At 59.3% G+C, this 16,891-nt stretch carries 16 protein-coding genes and 1 pseudogene; 8 read left to right on the forward strand and 9 right to left on the reverse strand.

Annotated elements, in window-relative coordinates; all coding sequences use genetic code 11:
- Nucleotides 1-86: 86 nt before the first annotated feature.
- Nucleotides 87-593, forward strand: a complete 507-nt coding sequence (locus tag ACYVNQ_RS30895) for a DoxX family protein (RefSeq protein WP_460908154.1) — start codon at nucleotides 87-89, stop codon at nucleotides 591-593.
- A gap of 170 nt (nucleotides 594-763) precedes the next feature.
- On the opposite strand, the gene ACYVNQ_RS30900 is transcribed toward ACYVNQ_RS30895, so the two are convergent.
- A complete protein-coding gene (locus tag ACYVNQ_RS30900; RefSeq protein WP_460908156.1) occupies nucleotides 764-1,630 on the reverse strand; it encodes an alpha/beta fold hydrolase in 867 nt (288 codons plus the stop codon).
- 386 nt (nucleotides 1,631-2,016) lie between these two features.
- Here ACYVNQ_RS30900 and ACYVNQ_RS30905 point away from each other — a divergent pair, with 386 nt between their 5' ends.
- Nucleotides 2,017-3,666 carry an FAD-dependent oxidoreductase gene (locus ACYVNQ_RS30905; protein ID WP_460908158.1) on the forward strand — a complete coding sequence of 550 codons (1,650 nt, stop codon included), beginning with the start codon at nucleotides 2,017-2,019 and terminating at the stop codon, nucleotides 3,664-3,666.
- Between the two features lie 91 nt (nucleotides 3,667-3,757).
- Here ACYVNQ_RS30905 and ACYVNQ_RS30910 read toward each other — a convergent pair whose 3' ends face one another.
- Nucleotides 3,758-4,621, reverse strand: coding sequence for a hypothetical protein (locus tag ACYVNQ_RS30910; RefSeq protein WP_460908161.1), 864 nt, complete (start codon nucleotides 4,619-4,621; stop codon nucleotides 3,758-3,760).
- Nucleotides 4,622-5,074: 453 nt separating this feature from the next.
- On the opposite strand from ACYVNQ_RS30910, the gene ACYVNQ_RS30915 reads away from it, so the two are divergent.
- The 4 genes from ACYVNQ_RS30915 to ACYVNQ_RS30930 all read left to right on the forward strand — a co-directional run bounded on the left by ACYVNQ_RS30915 (nucleotide 5,075) and on the right by ACYVNQ_RS30930 (nucleotide 6,376).
- Nucleotides 5,075-5,236, forward strand: coding sequence for a hypothetical protein (locus ACYVNQ_RS30915; protein ID WP_460908163.1), 162 nt, complete (start codon nucleotides 5,075-5,077; stop codon nucleotides 5,234-5,236).
- Between the two features lie 179 nt (nucleotides 5,237-5,415).
- Entirely contained in the window at nucleotides 5,416-5,676 is a 261-nt protein-coding gene (locus ACYVNQ_RS30920) for a hypothetical protein (protein WP_460908165.1), read from the forward strand.
- Between the two features lie 18 nt (nucleotides 5,677-5,694).
- Entirely contained in the window at nucleotides 5,695-5,937 is a 243-nt protein-coding gene (locus ACYVNQ_RS30925) for a hypothetical protein (protein WP_460908167.1), read from the forward strand.
- A 106-nt stretch (nucleotides 5,938-6,043) separates the two neighbouring features.
- Complete coding sequence (locus ACYVNQ_RS30930) at nucleotides 6,044-6,376, forward strand: hypothetical protein (protein WP_460908169.1); 333 nt, start codon at nucleotides 6,044-6,046, stop codon at nucleotides 6,374-6,376.
- On the opposite strand, the gene ACYVNQ_RS30935 is transcribed toward ACYVNQ_RS30930, so the two are convergent.
- The 4 genes from ACYVNQ_RS30935 to ACYVNQ_RS30950 form a co-directional block, all read right to left on the reverse strand.
- Nucleotides 6,377-6,796: a lysozyme inhibitor LprI family protein gene (locus ACYVNQ_RS30935; RefSeq protein WP_460908171.1), complete on the reverse strand. Its 420-nt coding sequence runs from the start codon at nucleotides 6,794-6,796 to the stop codon at nucleotides 6,377-6,379.
- Nucleotides 6,797-6,906: 110 nt separating this feature from the next.
- Nucleotides 6,907-7,806 carry a hypothetical protein gene (locus ACYVNQ_RS30940; protein ID WP_460908173.1) on the reverse strand — a complete coding sequence of 300 codons (900 nt, stop codon included), beginning with the start codon at nucleotides 7,804-7,806 and terminating at the stop codon, nucleotides 6,907-6,909.
- Nucleotides 7,807-8,261: 455 nt separating this feature from the next.
- Nucleotides 8,262-9,179 carry a LysR substrate-binding domain-containing protein gene (locus tag ACYVNQ_RS30945; RefSeq protein ID WP_460908175.1) on the reverse strand — a complete coding sequence of 306 codons (918 nt, stop codon included), beginning with the start codon at nucleotides 9,177-9,179 and terminating at the stop codon, nucleotides 8,262-8,264.
- Between the two features lie 25 nt (nucleotides 9,180-9,204).
- Nucleotides 9,205-10,533: an MFS transporter gene (locus ACYVNQ_RS30950; protein WP_460908177.1), complete on the reverse strand. Its 1,329-nt coding sequence runs from the start codon at nucleotides 10,531-10,533 to the stop codon at nucleotides 9,205-9,207.
- Nucleotides 10,534-10,777: 244 nt separating this feature from the next.
- Between ACYVNQ_RS30950 and ACYVNQ_RS30955 the strand changes: the two genes are divergently transcribed.
- Together ACYVNQ_RS30955 and ACYVNQ_RS30960 are read left to right on the forward strand one after the other, a co-directional pair.
- Complete coding sequence (locus ACYVNQ_RS30955) at nucleotides 10,778-11,596, forward strand: class II aldolase/adducin family protein (protein ID WP_460908180.1); 819 nt, start codon at nucleotides 10,778-10,780, stop codon at nucleotides 11,594-11,596.
- 117 nt (nucleotides 11,597-11,713) lie between these two features.
- Nucleotides 11,714-12,703, forward strand: a complete 990-nt coding sequence (locus tag ACYVNQ_RS30960; RefSeq protein ID WP_460908183.1) for an amidohydrolase family protein — start codon at nucleotides 11,714-11,716, stop codon at nucleotides 12,701-12,703.
- Nucleotides 12,704-12,722: 19 nt separating this feature from the next.
- Here the strand turns inward: ACYVNQ_RS30960 and ACYVNQ_RS30965 are convergent, their stop codons facing one another.
- The 3 genes and pseudogenes from ACYVNQ_RS30965 to ACYVNQ_RS30975 form a co-directional block, all read right to left on the reverse strand.
- Entirely contained in the window at nucleotides 12,723-13,412 is a 690-nt protein-coding gene (locus tag ACYVNQ_RS30965) for a response regulator transcription factor (RefSeq protein ID WP_460908512.1), read from the reverse strand.
- Between the two features lie 259 nt (nucleotides 13,413-13,671).
- Nucleotides 13,672-14,508 (reverse strand): annotated as a pseudogene (modA, locus tag ACYVNQ_RS30970) (molybdate ABC transporter substrate-binding protein).
- The gene (locus ACYVNQ_RS30975; protein ID WP_460908185.1) at nucleotides 14,505-16,577 is read right to left on the reverse strand and encodes a TonB-dependent receptor; all 2,073 of its coding nucleotides are present in this window, start codon (nucleotides 16,575-16,577) and stop codon (nucleotides 14,505-14,507) included. The pseudogene modA and the gene ACYVNQ_RS30975 overlap by 4 nt, the downstream one beginning before the upstream one ends.
- Nucleotides 16,578-16,891: the final 314 nt, after the last annotated feature.

The raw sequence follows: 16,891 nt of genomic DNA on the forward strand, positions 1-16,891 counted from the left end.
GCGCCTTCCTTCGACCTCCCAGCAAATCTGGCGGGGATGATTACATCAGGCGTATTTAGCGCCATTTCACCTGGAGAATGATGACGATGTCGGACAGACAAAACGCACCGCCGGCGCTGGTCGGTACGCTTGCCAGCAGGATCAGTTGTGCCAGCCGCTTTATCTCGCAACTGGCGCGGCCGTGGCTGACGCAACTGGTGTTACGGCTGGCGCTGGCCGTACCGTTCTACAGGTCGGGCATCCTGAAGTGGCACGGGTTTTTGCAGCTGAACGACACGGCGATCGATCTGTTCACGGACGAGTTCAAGCTGCATCTTCCCGGCGGCCCGTATTCGTTCCCTGAGCCGGCAGTCGTGGCATTTCTGTCTGCGTGCGGCGAGGTGGGGTTTCCGGTGCTGCTGGTGCTGGGTTTCGGCACGCGCTTCGCGGCCGCAGGCCTGCTGCTGATGACGTGTGTGATCGAACTCACCGTGCCGGACGGCTGGCCGATTCACATCACGTGGGCGGCCATGGCGCTGGGTATCGCGGCTTATGGCCCGGGCGCGATCTCGATCGATCATCTGCTGGCGCGCAGCACAAAAGTGAATGCGTGAAAGCTACTGCTGCATCCTCGCGAGAACCTCTTCGAGGCGACGCTCACCCGCTTCCCAAGCTGAAACAGCACTGGATCGCGACAACGGCCGCTGTGCACACGACCGATGCAGTTGCGCAATGTTGCGCTCGCGGGTCATACCGCGAACGAACACCGTTGCCGTCGACTGGATTAATCCGACTTGACGTGCACTCCAGAAAAGAACTTGTTGATCTGCCGTGCTATATCGACATGATCCTCCTCCAGCGCGAAGTGACCTGTATTGTAGTAATAGACGGAAGCGTCGGGCACTTCCTGCCTGACTGCTTCAGCGCCCGCCGGCAAGAAGATGGGATCGTTCTTGCCCCACACGACCAGTGTCCGCGGCCGATGCATACGCAGGTATGCCTGCCACACGGGAAACGAAGCGACGTTGTTGGGAATATCGAGTTGCAAGTCGACCATGATCCGCCGGCTGTCGGGATTGGCGAGCGCGACCGCGTCGTTCGTCCACGCATCGGGGTTGAGCCCCGCGGGATTGCGTGCGCCATGTTGATACAGCAATAGCGCCGTCGCGAGCGATACATGGCTCTCCGCCAACGCCCGCTTCTCTGGTGTTATCTCGCCTGTGATAGCTGTGTCACGTTTGCGCCTGGACGGATCGACTCCGGCCTCGGATATGACGGCATTCTGAAAAACGAGGCCCTCTATCCAGTCCGGATGACGCACGGCCATCCGCATACCGACCGGGCCGCCAAAGTCAGTCATATACAGGATGAGATGCGGGTTACCGAAACTCCGGACAAATTCCTCGACAATGGTGCTCACGTTCTCGAACGTGGGCCTGAATTTGTCAGCCGCAGGCGCCTCGCTGTATCCCATGCCCGGGTAGTCGGGCGCGAGGACATGGAAATTACTGGACAGCAGCAGAATCAGGTCACGGAACTCGTGAGACGACGACGGAAAGCCGTGAAGCAGAAGGATCGTGGGCTTGGACTTTTCTCCGGCTTCCCGGTAGAAGATCTTGATACCGTCAATGGTGGTGTAGCGGTATGACACATCATCTGCTTGCGCTACAGTGCAAGCAACGGCGAAAGCTGACGCTACAAGCGTGCTTATGACACGTCGTATGATTTTAGGAAATGAAAACACGGAGTGTTCCTTTTTGACGATTGGCTGTGACGCATCAATTGAAATGAGAGCAATGCGAGGCGCGGATTTGAATGGTCTCAACATGCATGTTTTTAGCGCGCTTTGCAACCGTGCTTCGCCGCAGCCCGTCGCTGCTGGACTGACGAAGCACGGCGGGAAATTTCTGGCGCCCCATCAAGACGCGCCATCACAGTCGGAGGCATTGAGGTGAGCACATCTGCCGGTTCTACCGACCACCGCATTCCGTCGCGGACTCACCCCAACGCCCTCGTCGCAACGAAGCAAACGAGACCATGATTACCCCGGACGAACTGAAACCCTTTCCGATTTTTGCCTGCCTGAACGATTCGCAGCGTCTGCGTATCGCGCAGAGCGCAGCCGACATCCACCTCCAGAAGGGCGAGTGGCTTATCCGGGAAGGCGAGACGCCGTGGTTCTTTGTCCTTATAAAGGGGTCTCTCGATATGGAAAAAGAATACGGAGGATCAGGCAAAATCCGAGGGCGCTATCAGCCCGGCGACTTCTATGGCGAGACCCCGCTGCTGCTCGACTCGTTGACGATCGCTTCGCTGCGAGCGCGTGAACCGTCTCGGGTCATTCGCCTCGACCGGATCATGTTCAAGGAACTGATGGGGGCATCCGCGGAATGCACCAACCTGATCTTTCAGACGATGATGAAGCGCGTCACCGCGACGAGAGATTATGTGCAGGAAAACAATCCGATGCGCGTGCTGGTCGTAGGCACGCCGCACGATCCGGATTGCCGCAGCATCCGCTCGTTCCTGTCGACTAACCGCATTCCGTTCGAATGGGTCGATAGCGAGCGCGACCCCGACCGCGTCACGCTGTGCATGCCGTCGCATTTTTCAGGGTCCTTCGCGATTGTCGATGGGGACAAGTGCATCGCTGAGCCGCTCACCGCGAGGAAGGTCGCCGACGCGCTCGGCCTGCGCACTTCGCCGGCCAATAGCGACTATGACGTCCTTATCGTGGGAGGCGGACCCACTGGACTGGCTGCGGCTGTGTATGGCGCGTCGGAAGGGTTACGGGTGGTACTCGTCGAGCGCGATGCAGTGGGCGGGCAAGCTGGTTTTTCATCGCGCATCGAAAACTACTTGGGTTTCCCTAACGGGATATCGGGCGATGAGCTGAGTTCCCGGGCGCTCAGGCAAGCCAATCGGTTTGGCGCTGAAATAGTGATGACGAGGAGCGTCGAAAAGCTTGAACCCGTGGACGGAGGCTACGAGGTACAGCTCGATGGCGACATACGCGTCAGAACCAGGGCCGTCGTTCTCGCGACCGGAGTGGAGTGGCGTCGACTGGACGCGCAAGGCATTGATCGCCTGTATGGCAAAGGCGTGCTTTATGGCGCGTCGCGCACAGAAGCTCAAACCGTAATCGGCAAGCAGGTTTTTATTGTCGGTGGAGGCAACTCGGCGGGGCAGGCCGCAATGTACTTCTCCGGTTATGCAGCCTCGGTTACGCTTCTGGTGCGAGGTGCGAGTCTCGAACGGTCTATGTCCCAGTACCTGATCGCACAGTTGGCCCAGCGCCGGAATATCTTTGTCGAGACCCATACCAACGTCGTCTCAGTGGATGGCGACGCGTATCTTGATTCCATTGTCACCGTTGGAAGCGATGGTCAGGCGCGCACTCGAACCGCCGACGCGCTATTCCTGATGATTGGAGCAAAGGCGAAGAACAACTGGTTGCCCATTGAACTGGAGCGAGATGAACACGGCTTCATTTGCACAGGGCGGGATATCGCCAGCTGGTCTCAACAAAGGGCACCGTTCCTTCTGGAAACGAGTATGCCCGGTGTGTTTTGTGCCGGGGACGTGAGGCACAATTCGATCCAGCGCGTTTCAAGTGGCGTGGGCGAAGGAAGTATGGCGATTGCTTTTATTCACCAATACCTTGCCACCGGGAATGGCGCCGGTTAGAACGCCGTAGACGCGGTGGCGTTGGGGGGCGAACACCAGGCGGTAGCTGCCGCTGACACGGACATCCTGTTCGCGTGAAAGCCCCGCCACGCTACGCCTCCTTCCACTCCGCCAGCTTCAGATGCCGCGTGCCCGTCACTTCTTCGTGATAATGCGGCCTGGTCAGTTCGTCCATCATGACGATCGGGTTGGCAAGAATCGTCTCGGTCGTCAACGTGGACCTCGACCCGTCAAACCAGCAGGCAAGTGCTGCATTCCGGTTACCGTGCAGATCGACGACGCGTCGGCACAATTCGTCCGCCGATACGTTCTCACCCGAATCTGCCGGAAAGAACTTCGGCGGCAAAACGAGCGCATCACCCGGCGCGACCCACAAATCGGCAAGGCGAATTTTGCCGTCATAAGGCCACCAGCGCGCAACGGAAATAACCAGTGGCAGAAACTTATCCTGCGAGAAGAATGCATGTGCAAACGCGTGATACTCGAGGTCGGTCGGGTTCCAGGTCAGCAGTTCGCGCCGCCGTGACGGCTCGAGATACGGCGACTGATGCGCAGCCCATTTGCCGTACTCATACCTGGCCCGCACGAGCCCATCGTACTGAAACGGTATGGATTGCCCACTTTCCAGCAAGGTCATGCCGAACGCCTGCGCGGTGTCGCGGGTCGCACGCAGCGCCTGATACTCCACTTCGTGCTGGCGAAAATCGAACGACGTAATCTCGTACGGAGGGTTGCCCTCAATCATCTTCGGCTTATGCGTGATGCCGGTGTAACAGTTGCCCAGAGCAAGGTCGGGATTCTCGGGAGCGAGTTCGATCGGCGTGCCTTTCGGTCCCGATGTGAATTCGGGCACACCGTTCGCGTTGTACAGATAGCGCTCGCCCTGCATGTCCGGCAGCGGATATGCGCTGCCCTCGAAAATAAACGCAAGGGGATCGAATACATTGGCATACATGGTTTCGGCTTCTCGGTCGTGGTGAGTGGGTGCGCTGCACGATTTGCTCCGCCTTGCGAACGCTACGCGCCAATGCGACTTGAATCAGACGATTGCTGACAGGACGCCGCAGCTAGTCGGGTGTACACAATCCCATATGCGCCAGCGGGCCAACGCCGTATGTTCAGTTTTTGGCCGTGTCTTTGTAATAGGTGTGCCGAAACTCTTCATTACGCTACAGCGATAGTAAGCCGGTGGATGACAGCCGCCGCGTGCCATTCAGATTGGCTGTTCTATTTGCCGTTGCCATTGACACTCCCATAAGAGATCAGGAGCCGAGCGATTCTACCTGGGTTTTTCAATGGAGCGTTGAGAGCTGGTCGAAATATGCGGAATGGTTGCGAGCCGGTTAATTACTGGGTTGCCGCCGCAATAATGCAAAATGTCGTTGAAGATCGAAAAGGTAGGGGACTCATGCTCAAGACCGCCTGCGCGATGACGATCGGAATAGGGCTTCTCATCGTCGCGGTATTCGCGATGCCCTCCAACTTGGAGTTTCTGCAAATTCGATCATTGTTCGGGGCGAGGTCGTGCGACCTAACGCTGGTGGAAGCCATCCGCAAATCGAGTTTGTGACGAAGACCGGCAAGCGCATCTCGTATGCGCAAGACGTATAAAATTCCCCCCAAGCTTGGGGTTGCGGAGATCAAGTTCGGCACCCCTGCTATTGATCTTCTTGCCTGTCGCGAGCGTGTCGGCGTCGATCGACGTGCCGCAGGGGGAGGGCTGGGTGCCATTCACAATGGGGTGATGCTATGGTCGAAGACGATGATCCGTTGTGCCTGACTTTCGTTCCAGCACTGATCGTGCTGCTCTATGCGGCTGAGAAGGAAAAGGGCGCGCCGCTGGTCGAGTCTGAAGTGATCGCGATTCGAGATGAGGCGAATTGCGTTTGCGTTCCGTCCAGCACGGCGAGAGAGGTCGAGATCAATCGAGGGTATGCGGATATCTCGCCGGAGAACTGCTGGGAGGAGTGGCGGGAGTTTCGTGCCTCATCCACGCCGGATATCGAATGACATTAGGCATAGAGACTTATGACGGACCCATCACACGATGCACAGAGTAGCGCAGATGACGACGGCGCTCCGGGCTGGAAAGCGATCGACTGCGCACTTGCGCGGCTGTATCCGGGCCAGCAACCGAAGCACTACGGCACGCTGATCAAATGGAGATTGGGCGGCCCCGATCCGCTCGACGGTATCAGCGTGTGGAAGCGCAAAGACCCGGTGCCGCACTGGCATTTTGTGACGTATGGGCTGACCGAACTGTACGCTTGAACACGCGGATGTGGCTGCCCAGGTCGATGAAGGCACGAAGCGTGACGGGTCGTCGGCCAGTTATCTATTCACCGACGTGCTCGCGTGGAATGTGCGCAAGCGGCTCATGCGCGAACCGGCCGTCACGATCACCATCGGTGCGCGTCAAGTCGACGAACTCGTTGCGTTGCTGCCGCTGCGGTTGTTGTTCGGGCGGTCATTCCAACTGGTTAGCCGAGGCGGTGCGCTGCAATTCCTGCGCGGCGACGCCAACGACGTGACGGACGAGGGCGACGCGATGAGGTTGCGGCTCACCGATGCGACCGTGCAGGCATTTTCGCGGACCTTGCGGGCTCGTGCTGGCGAGTACGCGGTCGACGGGCTCGATCGTGTGATCTGGCGCATCGAAAAGACGGTGATTCGTGATGCTCAGGGCAATCCCGTGCAGACGATTGGGTGATCAAGGGCATTTCTTCACGCGGATTTTCCCGATCATGCGCCGCGTTTCGGCGGTCGCGCATATTGCCGTGGCGGCAGGACGCATCGAACCGCCCGCGTATTGCTTCTGCGCAGTCTTCTCGCAGCCTGTATCTCGGCGCTTTCGCCACGCACTGATCTCTGCATCGAGAGATGATTTGCACGCCGAGGATGCCGCGCCTTTCTCGTCAACCAGAACCTGCAGATCACGATCGGCCACGAGCTGATCACGCCATGAACAGAAATTCGTGCTGGTTTGATTGGCATCACAGTCAGCGAGCAGGGCGCTGACCTCGCTTGTGGGTAGCTTGCTGCGCTCCGACAGTGCGTCGACAGGATTGAAGTCAGCAGCGAGGGCCGACAGTGAAAACAGAGTTAGCAGAAAAAAGCCGCTCCCTTTCATTGACTTACCTGTGTATTGCAGAACGGCACGGCCACTTCGTGACGACGATTCACGAGGCCGGGTACGCGCCGGGCCGGAAGGCTCCGGCCATCGGCGTCGCGTGACAAAGATCAGAACTTCATCGCTGCGTTCAAACTCGCGATTGCCGCAGCGTTCAAACGGATCTGGTAGGTCTGTGTGTCGAAGGTCGTCGTGATCGTGGTCGCGTTTGCCACCCTATACCCAACATCGCCCACGACAGTCCCCGACTTGATGAGATTGCCGACGTACACGTTGCCGTTCAACTCGTAATACGTGCGGAATTCCGGTGTTGCCAGATGCGCACGCGCCGTGTTGGCAACGTAGGTCGTCACACCGTCAACCGTCGTCACCGTACCGTTAGTCAAGTTGTACGTCGTCGAATCGGTAGTCGACACGATACCGCCGGCACTCATCAACGCGGCGATCGTCGTGCCCGTCGCGACGGGAGTCGGCTGGTTGCCCGTCGTCGCTCCGGTGAAATCCTCTACGAAATAGACGTCACCGAGCAGCGTGGCCGTAAATCTCTCGTACGCGGCGCCCGACTGCCAGTTCGCAGATGGATCGAGCAGCGTCGTGTTCGTGAACAACGCGTTACCGTACTGTACGAGTTCGGTCGGCGACGACACCACCGCGCCGGCGAGTGGCACGACCGAATAGTTCGAACGCAAGACGCTTTCCAAAGCCGTGGTCCCGTCCGCCGACATCCGGTCAAAGCGAACGCCGCTGTTCTGGTAACTGACGTTATCGACGGTCAACGACTCGACCACCACCGCGCCCTTGTTCAGCACGCGCGCCGGAATCTGCGTCGGTACGCCAAGCGTCTTTGAAACCGAACTCTGCGCACTAACGGTCACCTTCTGGTTTCCAGCACTCGCAGGCGACGCGGCGATCGACCCATGCGCTTCAACCACGAAGTTCTGGTTAACGACGGGTGCGCCTACCGCCGGCAGCGACCACTCCAGTTGATATGACGCATTCGGCGCAAGCATGAATTGCTCAGAAGCCTTTTGATCGGCCGACAAGGAAACCGGAGGAGTATTCCCGCCGCCGCCTCCGCCTCCGCACCCAGCGAGTAGCATGGAAAGAGCGAATGCTGTCAACGCGTGCTGCTGCGCACGTTTTCTCATTTTTATCACCCGTGATGATTCTTGTATGGTTTGAGATCGAGATCTTTATTTACGATCTTCATTCAATTTTCTTTCGTCTACGCGCGAATTGCTTCCAAAACGCTCAACGTATTGCGATTAAAGCTGAATTCGAGCGACGAGAGATTACCTGATAAATCGCGGTTCGAAACGTGGTCAATCCTGGTTTTTTATAAAGAGCATTGCGAATTTAATAATGCTTTTCGCATACGCTAGCGTTTGGCAATGTTGAGGCCTTCGACATCACCGCCTGGGTGCGTCGACGATCGACCAACGGCGACGTGGACCCGTGTCCTGTGCTAAACGTTTCGTTGCGCGCGATATCGCGCCATCTCTTCGTCGAGCCATGCCGCGAAGGCAACAAATGGCGCCCAGTCGCGTCGCTGCTCCGGAAACATGAGATAAGTCTTCTGCGCGTTAATCGCTGCATATCCACCAATACGTACCAACTGGCCCGACGCGAGCTCTTGCTCGATCAGCACGCGCGGCAATAACGCGAGGCCCAGCCCCGCGACTGCTGCTCGAATTGCCATGATGAAGAAATCGAAGAAATGATCGCTCGCTTCACGCGGCGTGCGTTCTACGGCTTCGTGCGAGGCGGCCTCACCCCACGTCATCCACGCTGCCGGCAGATCGCGCGTATGAATCCACGGCATCGCGACGATGTTCTGCGCGGCAAGCTCATCGGCCATCGATGGTGAAGCGACCATCCACACTTCGTCATCCGCCATCAGCACCTTGCTCGCGAGTCCCGGCAGCGGCGACTGCTCGAAGTGAATGGCGGCGTCGAAGTTCAGGTCGTGAAAATACGTGGGTTGATCGCGGCCCGTGAGTCGCACCTGAATATTCGGCTGCGCACGATGAAACCTCGGCAGCCGCGGCACCAGCCATTGCGCGCCGAAAGTGACGCCTACCGCGACGCGCAGCGTCGCGCGTTCGCGATTGGCGACGAGTTGCTGCGTATCCTGACGGATCTGTTCGAGATTCACGCGGATGCGATGCGCGTAGTCGGCGCCCGCATCGGTGAGCACCAGGCGTTGGCTGACGCGCCGGAACAACTCCACACCGAGGCTGGCTTCGAGCTCGTTGACCTTCTTGCAGATGGCGCCGTGTGTCTGCTGCAGTTCAGTGGCGGCCTTCGAAAAGCTTTGATGACGTGCCGACGCCTCGAAGGCCTGCAAGGCTGTCAGGCTGGGGATGCCTCGACGCAATGACACGGGTGGATCTCCATGGGAAGTCCACTCATTTTAGCGCCATGCTTGCGGCGGCCTCGCGGCGACGTTCGGGGTCAAGCGCGATCGCAAGCGCAGCGCCGACGGCCATCGCCGCCGCGATGCCGAGGAACGCTAACTGAAACGTGCCGGTCGTATCGCGCACCCAGCCGATGAAATATGGCATCAGAAAGCCCGACGATACGCCGATGCTCGTGATGAGCGCGATGCCCGCGGCCGCTGCGCGATCGGTGAGGATGTTTCTCGGCAACTGCCAGAACGTGCTGATGCTGCAGAAGCACGCGGAGGTACCGACCGCCAGCACCGCGATGATCGCGAGCGGCGACGACAGATAGAGTGCACTTGCCAGCGCGATTGCCGACAACAACATCGGTACGGCTACGTCGCGCGCATGAATGCGCTTGTTGCTCACAATGCGTCCCCACACGATCACGCTGACCAACGCGACCGCGAACGGCGCGGACGTGATCAGGCCGATCTGTGTGAGCGAGTACTGCGCGCTCCCCTTGAAGGTCTTCACGACTTGCGGCAGGAAATAGAGCAGCCCGATGATGCCCGAGTTGATGCCGAAATAAACCAGGCCGAGGCCCCAGACTTTGGGGTTGGTGAGCGCGCGGCGCGCGCTGCCGGGCTGTACGGCAGCGGAGGCAGCCTGCTCTTCGCCTGCGAGCGCCATGCGGATCGTCTGGCGCTCTTTGTCGCTCAGGCCGCGCCATGCGTCCGGATTGTCCGGCAGATAGAACCACGTCACCACACCGAGCAGCAGGGCGGGAATGCCCTCGAGCAGAATCATCGCGCGCCAACCGGTGACGCCGAACACGTTCGCATGCTCCATGATCCATGTCGACACGGGCGCGCCGACCATGCCGGTGAGGGGAATCGACATCGTGAAGAGCGACATCATCCAGACGCGATTGCGCGCGGGCATCCACAGGGTCAGGTAATAGACCATCCCGGGATAGAGCCCGGCCTCGAACATGCCAAGCGTGAAGCGCGCGATATACAGCCATTGCGCGTTCGGCACGAAGCTCGTGAGCGACGACAGCAGACCCCAGCTCACGAGGATGCGCGTCATCCACCGTCGTGCGCCGAAGCGATGCATGCACAGGTTGCTGGGCACTTCGCACAGGATGTAGCCCAGAAAGAACAGGCTCGCGGACAGCCCGTATTGTGCGGCGCTCATGCCGAGTTCGGCGTTCATCGTCAATGCCGCGTAGCCGACATTTGCGCGATCGAGCTGATTGGCGACGTACATCAGCACCATCAGCGGTGCGAGTCGCCACACGATGCGCCTCATCAGATCGGGCGGCAACGCACTCTGGGTATCGAGGGTCTGCATGTGTGTTGTCCGGGGCACGGGTGATGTCGTGGCCTCATTTAGCACTAGCCGAATTTCGATGACAATCAACGAAAAGTAACTGTCCTGTGACGCTTCGGCATAACCGGGCCTGAAGCCCTGCGTGACGGGCCTTGATGGCTCATGGTGCCGAAATCTCACACGATGTTGCGCAAACCGCCATGGACGACGTCACTTTTGGCGCACCAGAATGAGCATGTCCCGTCTCTTTCGTCGAAGGTGCCGCATGTGCCAGGCCGACTCCAACGAGTATCAGATTCCCACGCCGATCGGCGGAGCGCTGCCCGTTCCGCGTATCCATGAAGACCTCGAGACCGAGCGGCAGCATCGCAAGCTCAAACTTGCGGCGGCGTTCCGGTTGCTGGCGCGCTTTGGGCTGACCGAGGGTATCGCCGGTCATGTGACGATGCGCGATCCCGAGCATCATGACCGCTACTGGGTCAATCAATATGCGCAACACTTCTCGAGCATCCATCCCGACGATCTGATGTGCATTGACGACAAGGGCGCGGTGCACCACGGTAGTGGGCCGGTCAATGCGGCGGCGGTCGCGATTCATTGCGGGCTGCATCGTGTGAATCATGCGGCAGCCGCCGCCGTGCATGCGCATACGACCTATGGCCGTGCCTTCGCTGCGCGCGAACGGCTGCTCGAGCCGATCAATCAGGAAGCGTGTCTGTTCTTCGAGAACCATGTGGTGTTTCGCGGCGATATCGTCGTGCTCGCTACCGACGAGGGCGCGCGTATCGCGCAAACGATGGGCAACTGCAAGGCTGCGATCCTGTTGAATCATGGCTTGCTGACGGTGGGATCGAACGTGGATTCTGCCGTGTATCGCTTCATCGCGATGGAGCGGTGTGCGCAGGTGCAGTTGCTGGCAGAGGCGGCCGGCCCGCTCGAGCCACTGAGCGCGGAGGAGGCGCGCGCGACGCGCCGGCATCTGGCGTCCGACTACGTTGCCTGGCTTGGCTTTCAAGGCCTATACAAACAGATGCTGCGCGAACATGCGGACCTTGACGACTACGCGCGCATGCTGGACGCGTAGTTGCATCATTGATAACGACGCTGATCCAGTGGGCGCTGCCCGTTTAGTCGATACGTGCGCAGCCAGCATGCGATACTCGTTGTCGACGAGTCGAGCACAACAAAACAGGAGACAGGTTTGTCAAAGTTGAACCAGAAGCGCCGTGAGACGCTCAAGACCTTGAGCGCGTTAGGTGTGTGGACCGCATCGGCAAGCGGTTTTGCGTTAGCGGGTTGTGCACAGACGCAGACCGCGACGCAGACCGCTACCTACCCAGCCAAATGGTCGACTGGAACGGAGCGCACAAAACTGTCGATGCCGCCTGACGCGACCGATTGCCATCATCACATTTACGATCATCGCTATCCGTGGGCACCTGAAGCGACGCTCAAGCCCGGCGACGCGACGGTCGACGACTATCGGCAATTACAAAAGCGCATTGGGACGACGCGCAATGTCATCGTCCAGCCTTCGAGCTATGGCGTCGACAACCGTCTGCTCGTTGAATCGATTGCCCGTTTTAATGGACGCGCGCGCGGCATTGCAGTAGTCAACACCAACGTGACGCAGGCGGAACTTGATGCGCTCAATCGCGCCGGCGTGCGTGGCATTCGTTTCAATCTCGCGCCGCCGGGAACCACCACGCTCGACATGGTGAAGCCGCTCGCGGCGCGGATTGCGCGGATGGGATGGCACGTTCAGGTGAATGCGCCCGCCGCCTACCTGTTACAGGCAAGAAGTACGTGGTACGACTTGCCGTGCCCGCTGGTTTTCGATCATCTCGCCCATGTACCGGAACCGGACGGCGTCAATCATCCGTCGTTCCAGATGGTGTCCGAATTGCTGACGAGCGGAAAGGCGTACGTCAAGCTGATCGGTTTTTACAACGAAACCCGCGTTGGGCCGCCAACTTATGCGGACAGTGTCGCGATCGCCTCCGCTTACGCGAAAGTTGCGCCGAACCGCGTACTGTGGGGAAGCGACTGGCCACACCCGACTGAGCAGCCTTTGAACCGTATTCCCGACGACGCGTTGCTGGCCGATCTATTCGCTCAGGTCGTGCCGGACGAGGCAACGCGTAAGCGCATCCTCGTCGATACGCCTGCGGAGCTTTACCAGTTCAGCTGAGTGACGAAAATGGCTGGTGTCACAACGCAGCGACGCTAGCCTCGCCAGTTCGGGCCGCCCACCCTGCAACCTCATCAAATCCTAAAATAACAGCAGCTTTCAGGACGAAGTCGGCAAACGAACGAGCCTCCATCTTTCTCATCGCTCGCATTCGATGAATCTTGATGGTCATCTCGCTAAGGCTCATTTCGAAGGCAATCTGCTTGTTCAAGAGCCCCTTCGCTACGAGACTCATTACGTCCCGCTCTCGCGAAGTCAAATTTTCATAGCAGCGCTTTAGCGCTTCCGTTGATCGCGCGAGTTCGCATCGCTTTCTGTCTGACGCGAGAGCGGCGATGACAGCGTCGAGCATTCTCTGGCTGAGAAACGGCTTTTCGATGAAGTCCACTGCACCCCCCTTCATCGCTTGCACACACATTGCAACGTCCGCATACGCGGTCATGAAAATGATCGGCATGGCTGTGAGGCTTGCGATGCGATCATGTGCGGCCAGGCCGCTTTCCCCTTTTAGTCGCACATCGATGACGAGGCAACCAGGTGCCGCAGGCATGCGGAAAGCGAGGAACGCTTCGACTGATTCAAACACCTTGACACATAGGCCGACAGACCGGAGTAGCGCTGAAAGCGATGTCTGCATTCCCGGATCGTCATCCACCACATATACAATCGGCTCGGGAGCGTTGACGGGTTTGTCCGTGACGGACCTCATGACTTTGCCTTGCATATAGATGAAATACAGCGAACTTCCGTTGCCAGACCATTGAAGCAATTTGGATAGGCGGTTCGGGTAGCTACTGTAGAGAAGGTCGATACGCACGGCCATATCGCCTCATCCGGTTTGCATGATGTATCGTACGATCCGCGAGACGCGGCACCAGGCCGTCAGCGGCTTCCGCTTCGACCCGACGTTTCGCGTTCGCAGAGATCAGCCAATGGCCGCTTTGGGAAATCGCACGCGGCTCATCGTCTTATTGCGCCACCCCCACCGCCCCAAACCCATAACGCGGCAGCACCTGCTGCGCCGCCGGACTCATCAGGTACAACGCAAAGCGATAAGCCGCCTGCTGCGTCGCCGCATCTGCACCGCGTTCCAGCACCGCCATCCCATAGTCCGCGGAGATCGCCAGGTTATCCGGCAACGCGACCTGATCGAGGCTGGTATCGCGCTGCGTGGTATGCGAACTGCAATAGCCGATAAAGACGTCGACCTGTCGGGTCTCCATGAAATATTTGACCGCGTCGCGGCCAGCCGGCACCGCTGGCGCCGTGCGACCGCCCACCAGTTGCTGGGCCTTCGCTTCGAGAATCTTTGTCGCACCCGGTTTCACCGAGTCCGCTTTGGCGAACAGCTACCACGCATAGTCGCCGCCCGGGTCTGCCTTGGGCGTCGAGGTGCCGATCTTCACTGACGGGTCGAGCAGCTTGTCGAGCAGATTGGCGCGAGTCAGCCCCACATCCGGCCGGGCCGCGACGCACACGCTGTTTCTGGCGAACACGATAGTCGCATCCGCTTTGCCTTCGGCGCTGAGCCGTTGCGGATGCGCCATGTTGGCCGAAATGAAAATATCGGCGTGCGCTCCCCCTTCAATCCGTTCAAGCAGCAAACCGGCAGGCCCGGGCACGATATCGATCTGTTGCCCGGTGCGACGGGTGTAGTCCTTCGCGATAGCCGCCAGCGCACCACTCATGCTGCCGGCAGAAAACACCGTGAGCGGAGTGGCGCCCTGGGCGATAGCGTGCTGTGCCGCACACGTGAAAAGCAGCGCAGCGCACACGCCGCGAACAATATTGGAGTTCGAGTTCATAGGTCGAATTGGATGGAAGCGCGGATAGTGCGCGGAGCGCCGAGCGTGCCGGTGCCGTTATCGGTGCTGTTAAAGCCGTTCTGGCCGGTTGGTGTGATATTGGCCCAGTAGCGCCTGTTCGTGACGTTGTCGACGGCAAGGCGCCATGTCACCGGCTTGCCGGCGATCTTCATCTGGTAGCGCGTGCCGAGGTCGACCACTGTGTAGCCGTTGACGAAATCCGTGTTCGTATAATTGCCCGGACGCCGGCTCGCATAGTTGACGTTCACATTGAACGCGAGACCCGGCACGGCGTCGAGGCTGTAGTCGAATAGCGTGTTGAATACCACGCGCGAGAGCCCGAGAATCTGCTTGTCGCTGGTTGCGGCCGAACCGGTGTCGAACAACTTCGGGTCGAGCAGCGACAGGCCGGCAAACACATTCAGGTTGCGCGTCACCGAGCCGCTTGCGGTCAGCTCGAGCCCACGGTTCACCTGCTCGCCGCGTTCGGCGAACACATTGTCGGAGCCGACGAACGCATAGGGCCGCTCGATCCGGTAAAGCGCTGCCGTCAGATTGATGGTGTTCAGCTGCAGCTTGTATCCGAGTTCCCATTGCTTGCTGCGATACGGGGCGAGGTTGTCTCCCGCGTTGGCCGAACCTGCTGGCGCCGCGTCGCCTTGCTGCAGGCTGTCCGCATAGGTCAGGTATGCGGTCATGTTCGACGTAGGCTTGAAGATCAGGCTGGCAGTTGGGCTAATGCCATTCGCCGTGTACTCGCTGGTGGTCGTGCCGCTCTTGTTGAAGTTGCGTGCGCGAATCCAGCTCTGGCTTGCGGCAAGCAGCGTCGACCACTGCTGGTTGAAACCGATCGTGTCGCCTAGCGTGATCGACTGCTGAATCGTATTCGCCGCGCGGAACCGGTTTGAGAAATCCGGCAACGGCGGTTTGGCGAAACCGACTGGCGCGTCGAGGTTGGCGCTGCCAAGCGTGATCGCGCCCGTCTGGAACGGCGTATAGCGGTTCCAGTAGAAGCCGGTATTCGCAAGCACCAGATCGTGCGACATGCCTGCGAGCCAGGTGCGGCCATTCAATGCAAGCGTGTTGCTGACGATCGTATCGAGGCTGAAGATGGTTGTCGCGGTGGTGGTGGTGAAGGCGCCGGATCGGTTGGTCAGCGTGTTGGTCGGTACCGTCGATGCGCGGTCGTTGGTCTCACGCAATACCCCTGCGCTCAAGTGCCAGTCGTTGCCGAAATCGTGCTTCAACGTGGCGCTGAACATGTTCGTCACGTTGTCGTCGCCGGCCCACGACTGTCCGTAACCGGGGCGTGTCGGGTCCGGGGCGGACGGAAACGGCACGTTCTTCGCCAGCGCGAACGTGCCGGGAAAGCCGGTGCTCAGATAGTGATAGGTGCTGGCATTGGTCTCCAGCACCGTGTGCGGCGTGAAGTGCACATCGAACGCAACGCTGCCGAGTTCGCGCCGCAGGCGGCTGCCCTCCACATAGTTTTCGCCATTCTGGTTCAGCAGGTTGAGCCGATAGCCGAACATATTGTCGTTACCGAAACGGCCGCCCAGATCGATATGCTCGGTCAGCGATTGCTTCGATTCGTAGCCTAGCGTGAACTCGGCAAGGCGCTGGTCGGTGGGGCGCTTCAGTACATAGTTGAAGGTGCCCGCCGGATTGGCCGGACCATACAGCGCACCGGACAATCCGTTGAGCACTTCGATACGGTCGAACTGTTCGATCGGGTAGTCGGTGGTCGCCGCGATGCTCAAGCCGTCCACGCGCGTGTTCTGCACTACGCCTGCCTGCAGGCCGCGGGTTTGCGGGCGAATGTTCTCGCCTTGTACCGACGGCACGAAGCGAAACGCTTCGCGCACGCTTTGCAGTTGCTGGTTCTGCGCTAGCGAAGATGGCACGACGGTGATCGAGTATGGCGTATCGAGCAGCGCTTTTTCGCCGAGCGGGCCGACGCGTATCTGATCGGTTTCATACAGCGGTTGAGGGGCCGCAGGGCTGCCTTTGATGACGATCGGGTTAAGTTGCGCGTCGTCTTGCGCGCGGGCAAGCAGCGGTGCGCTCATTCCCATGGAGGCAAGAGTGAGCGCCCGTAAAACATGGGTAGGGCGAGACATGGATTGGGGGGATGCTGTCGGAGTGGCGTTATCGTTATGCGCTAAGAGTGTTCGATATATTCTGTAATATACATCGAAAAAGCATAACGATGCACGGCGGCTTCGTTGTAGTTGTAGCGCACAGCGTGCTCGCGTGAGCGCAGGGCCGTCCAGCCGGCTGTGCTGCGCTCACGCGCTTCGTTTCATTCGCCGCGATGTTTCTCGCATATCCATGTCGAATATGCGATCCGCTTTTTGGCTGATGCTGAAGTAGTCGGTCTATC

The sequence above is a fragment of the Paraburkholderia jirisanensis genome (assembly GCF_054782355.1).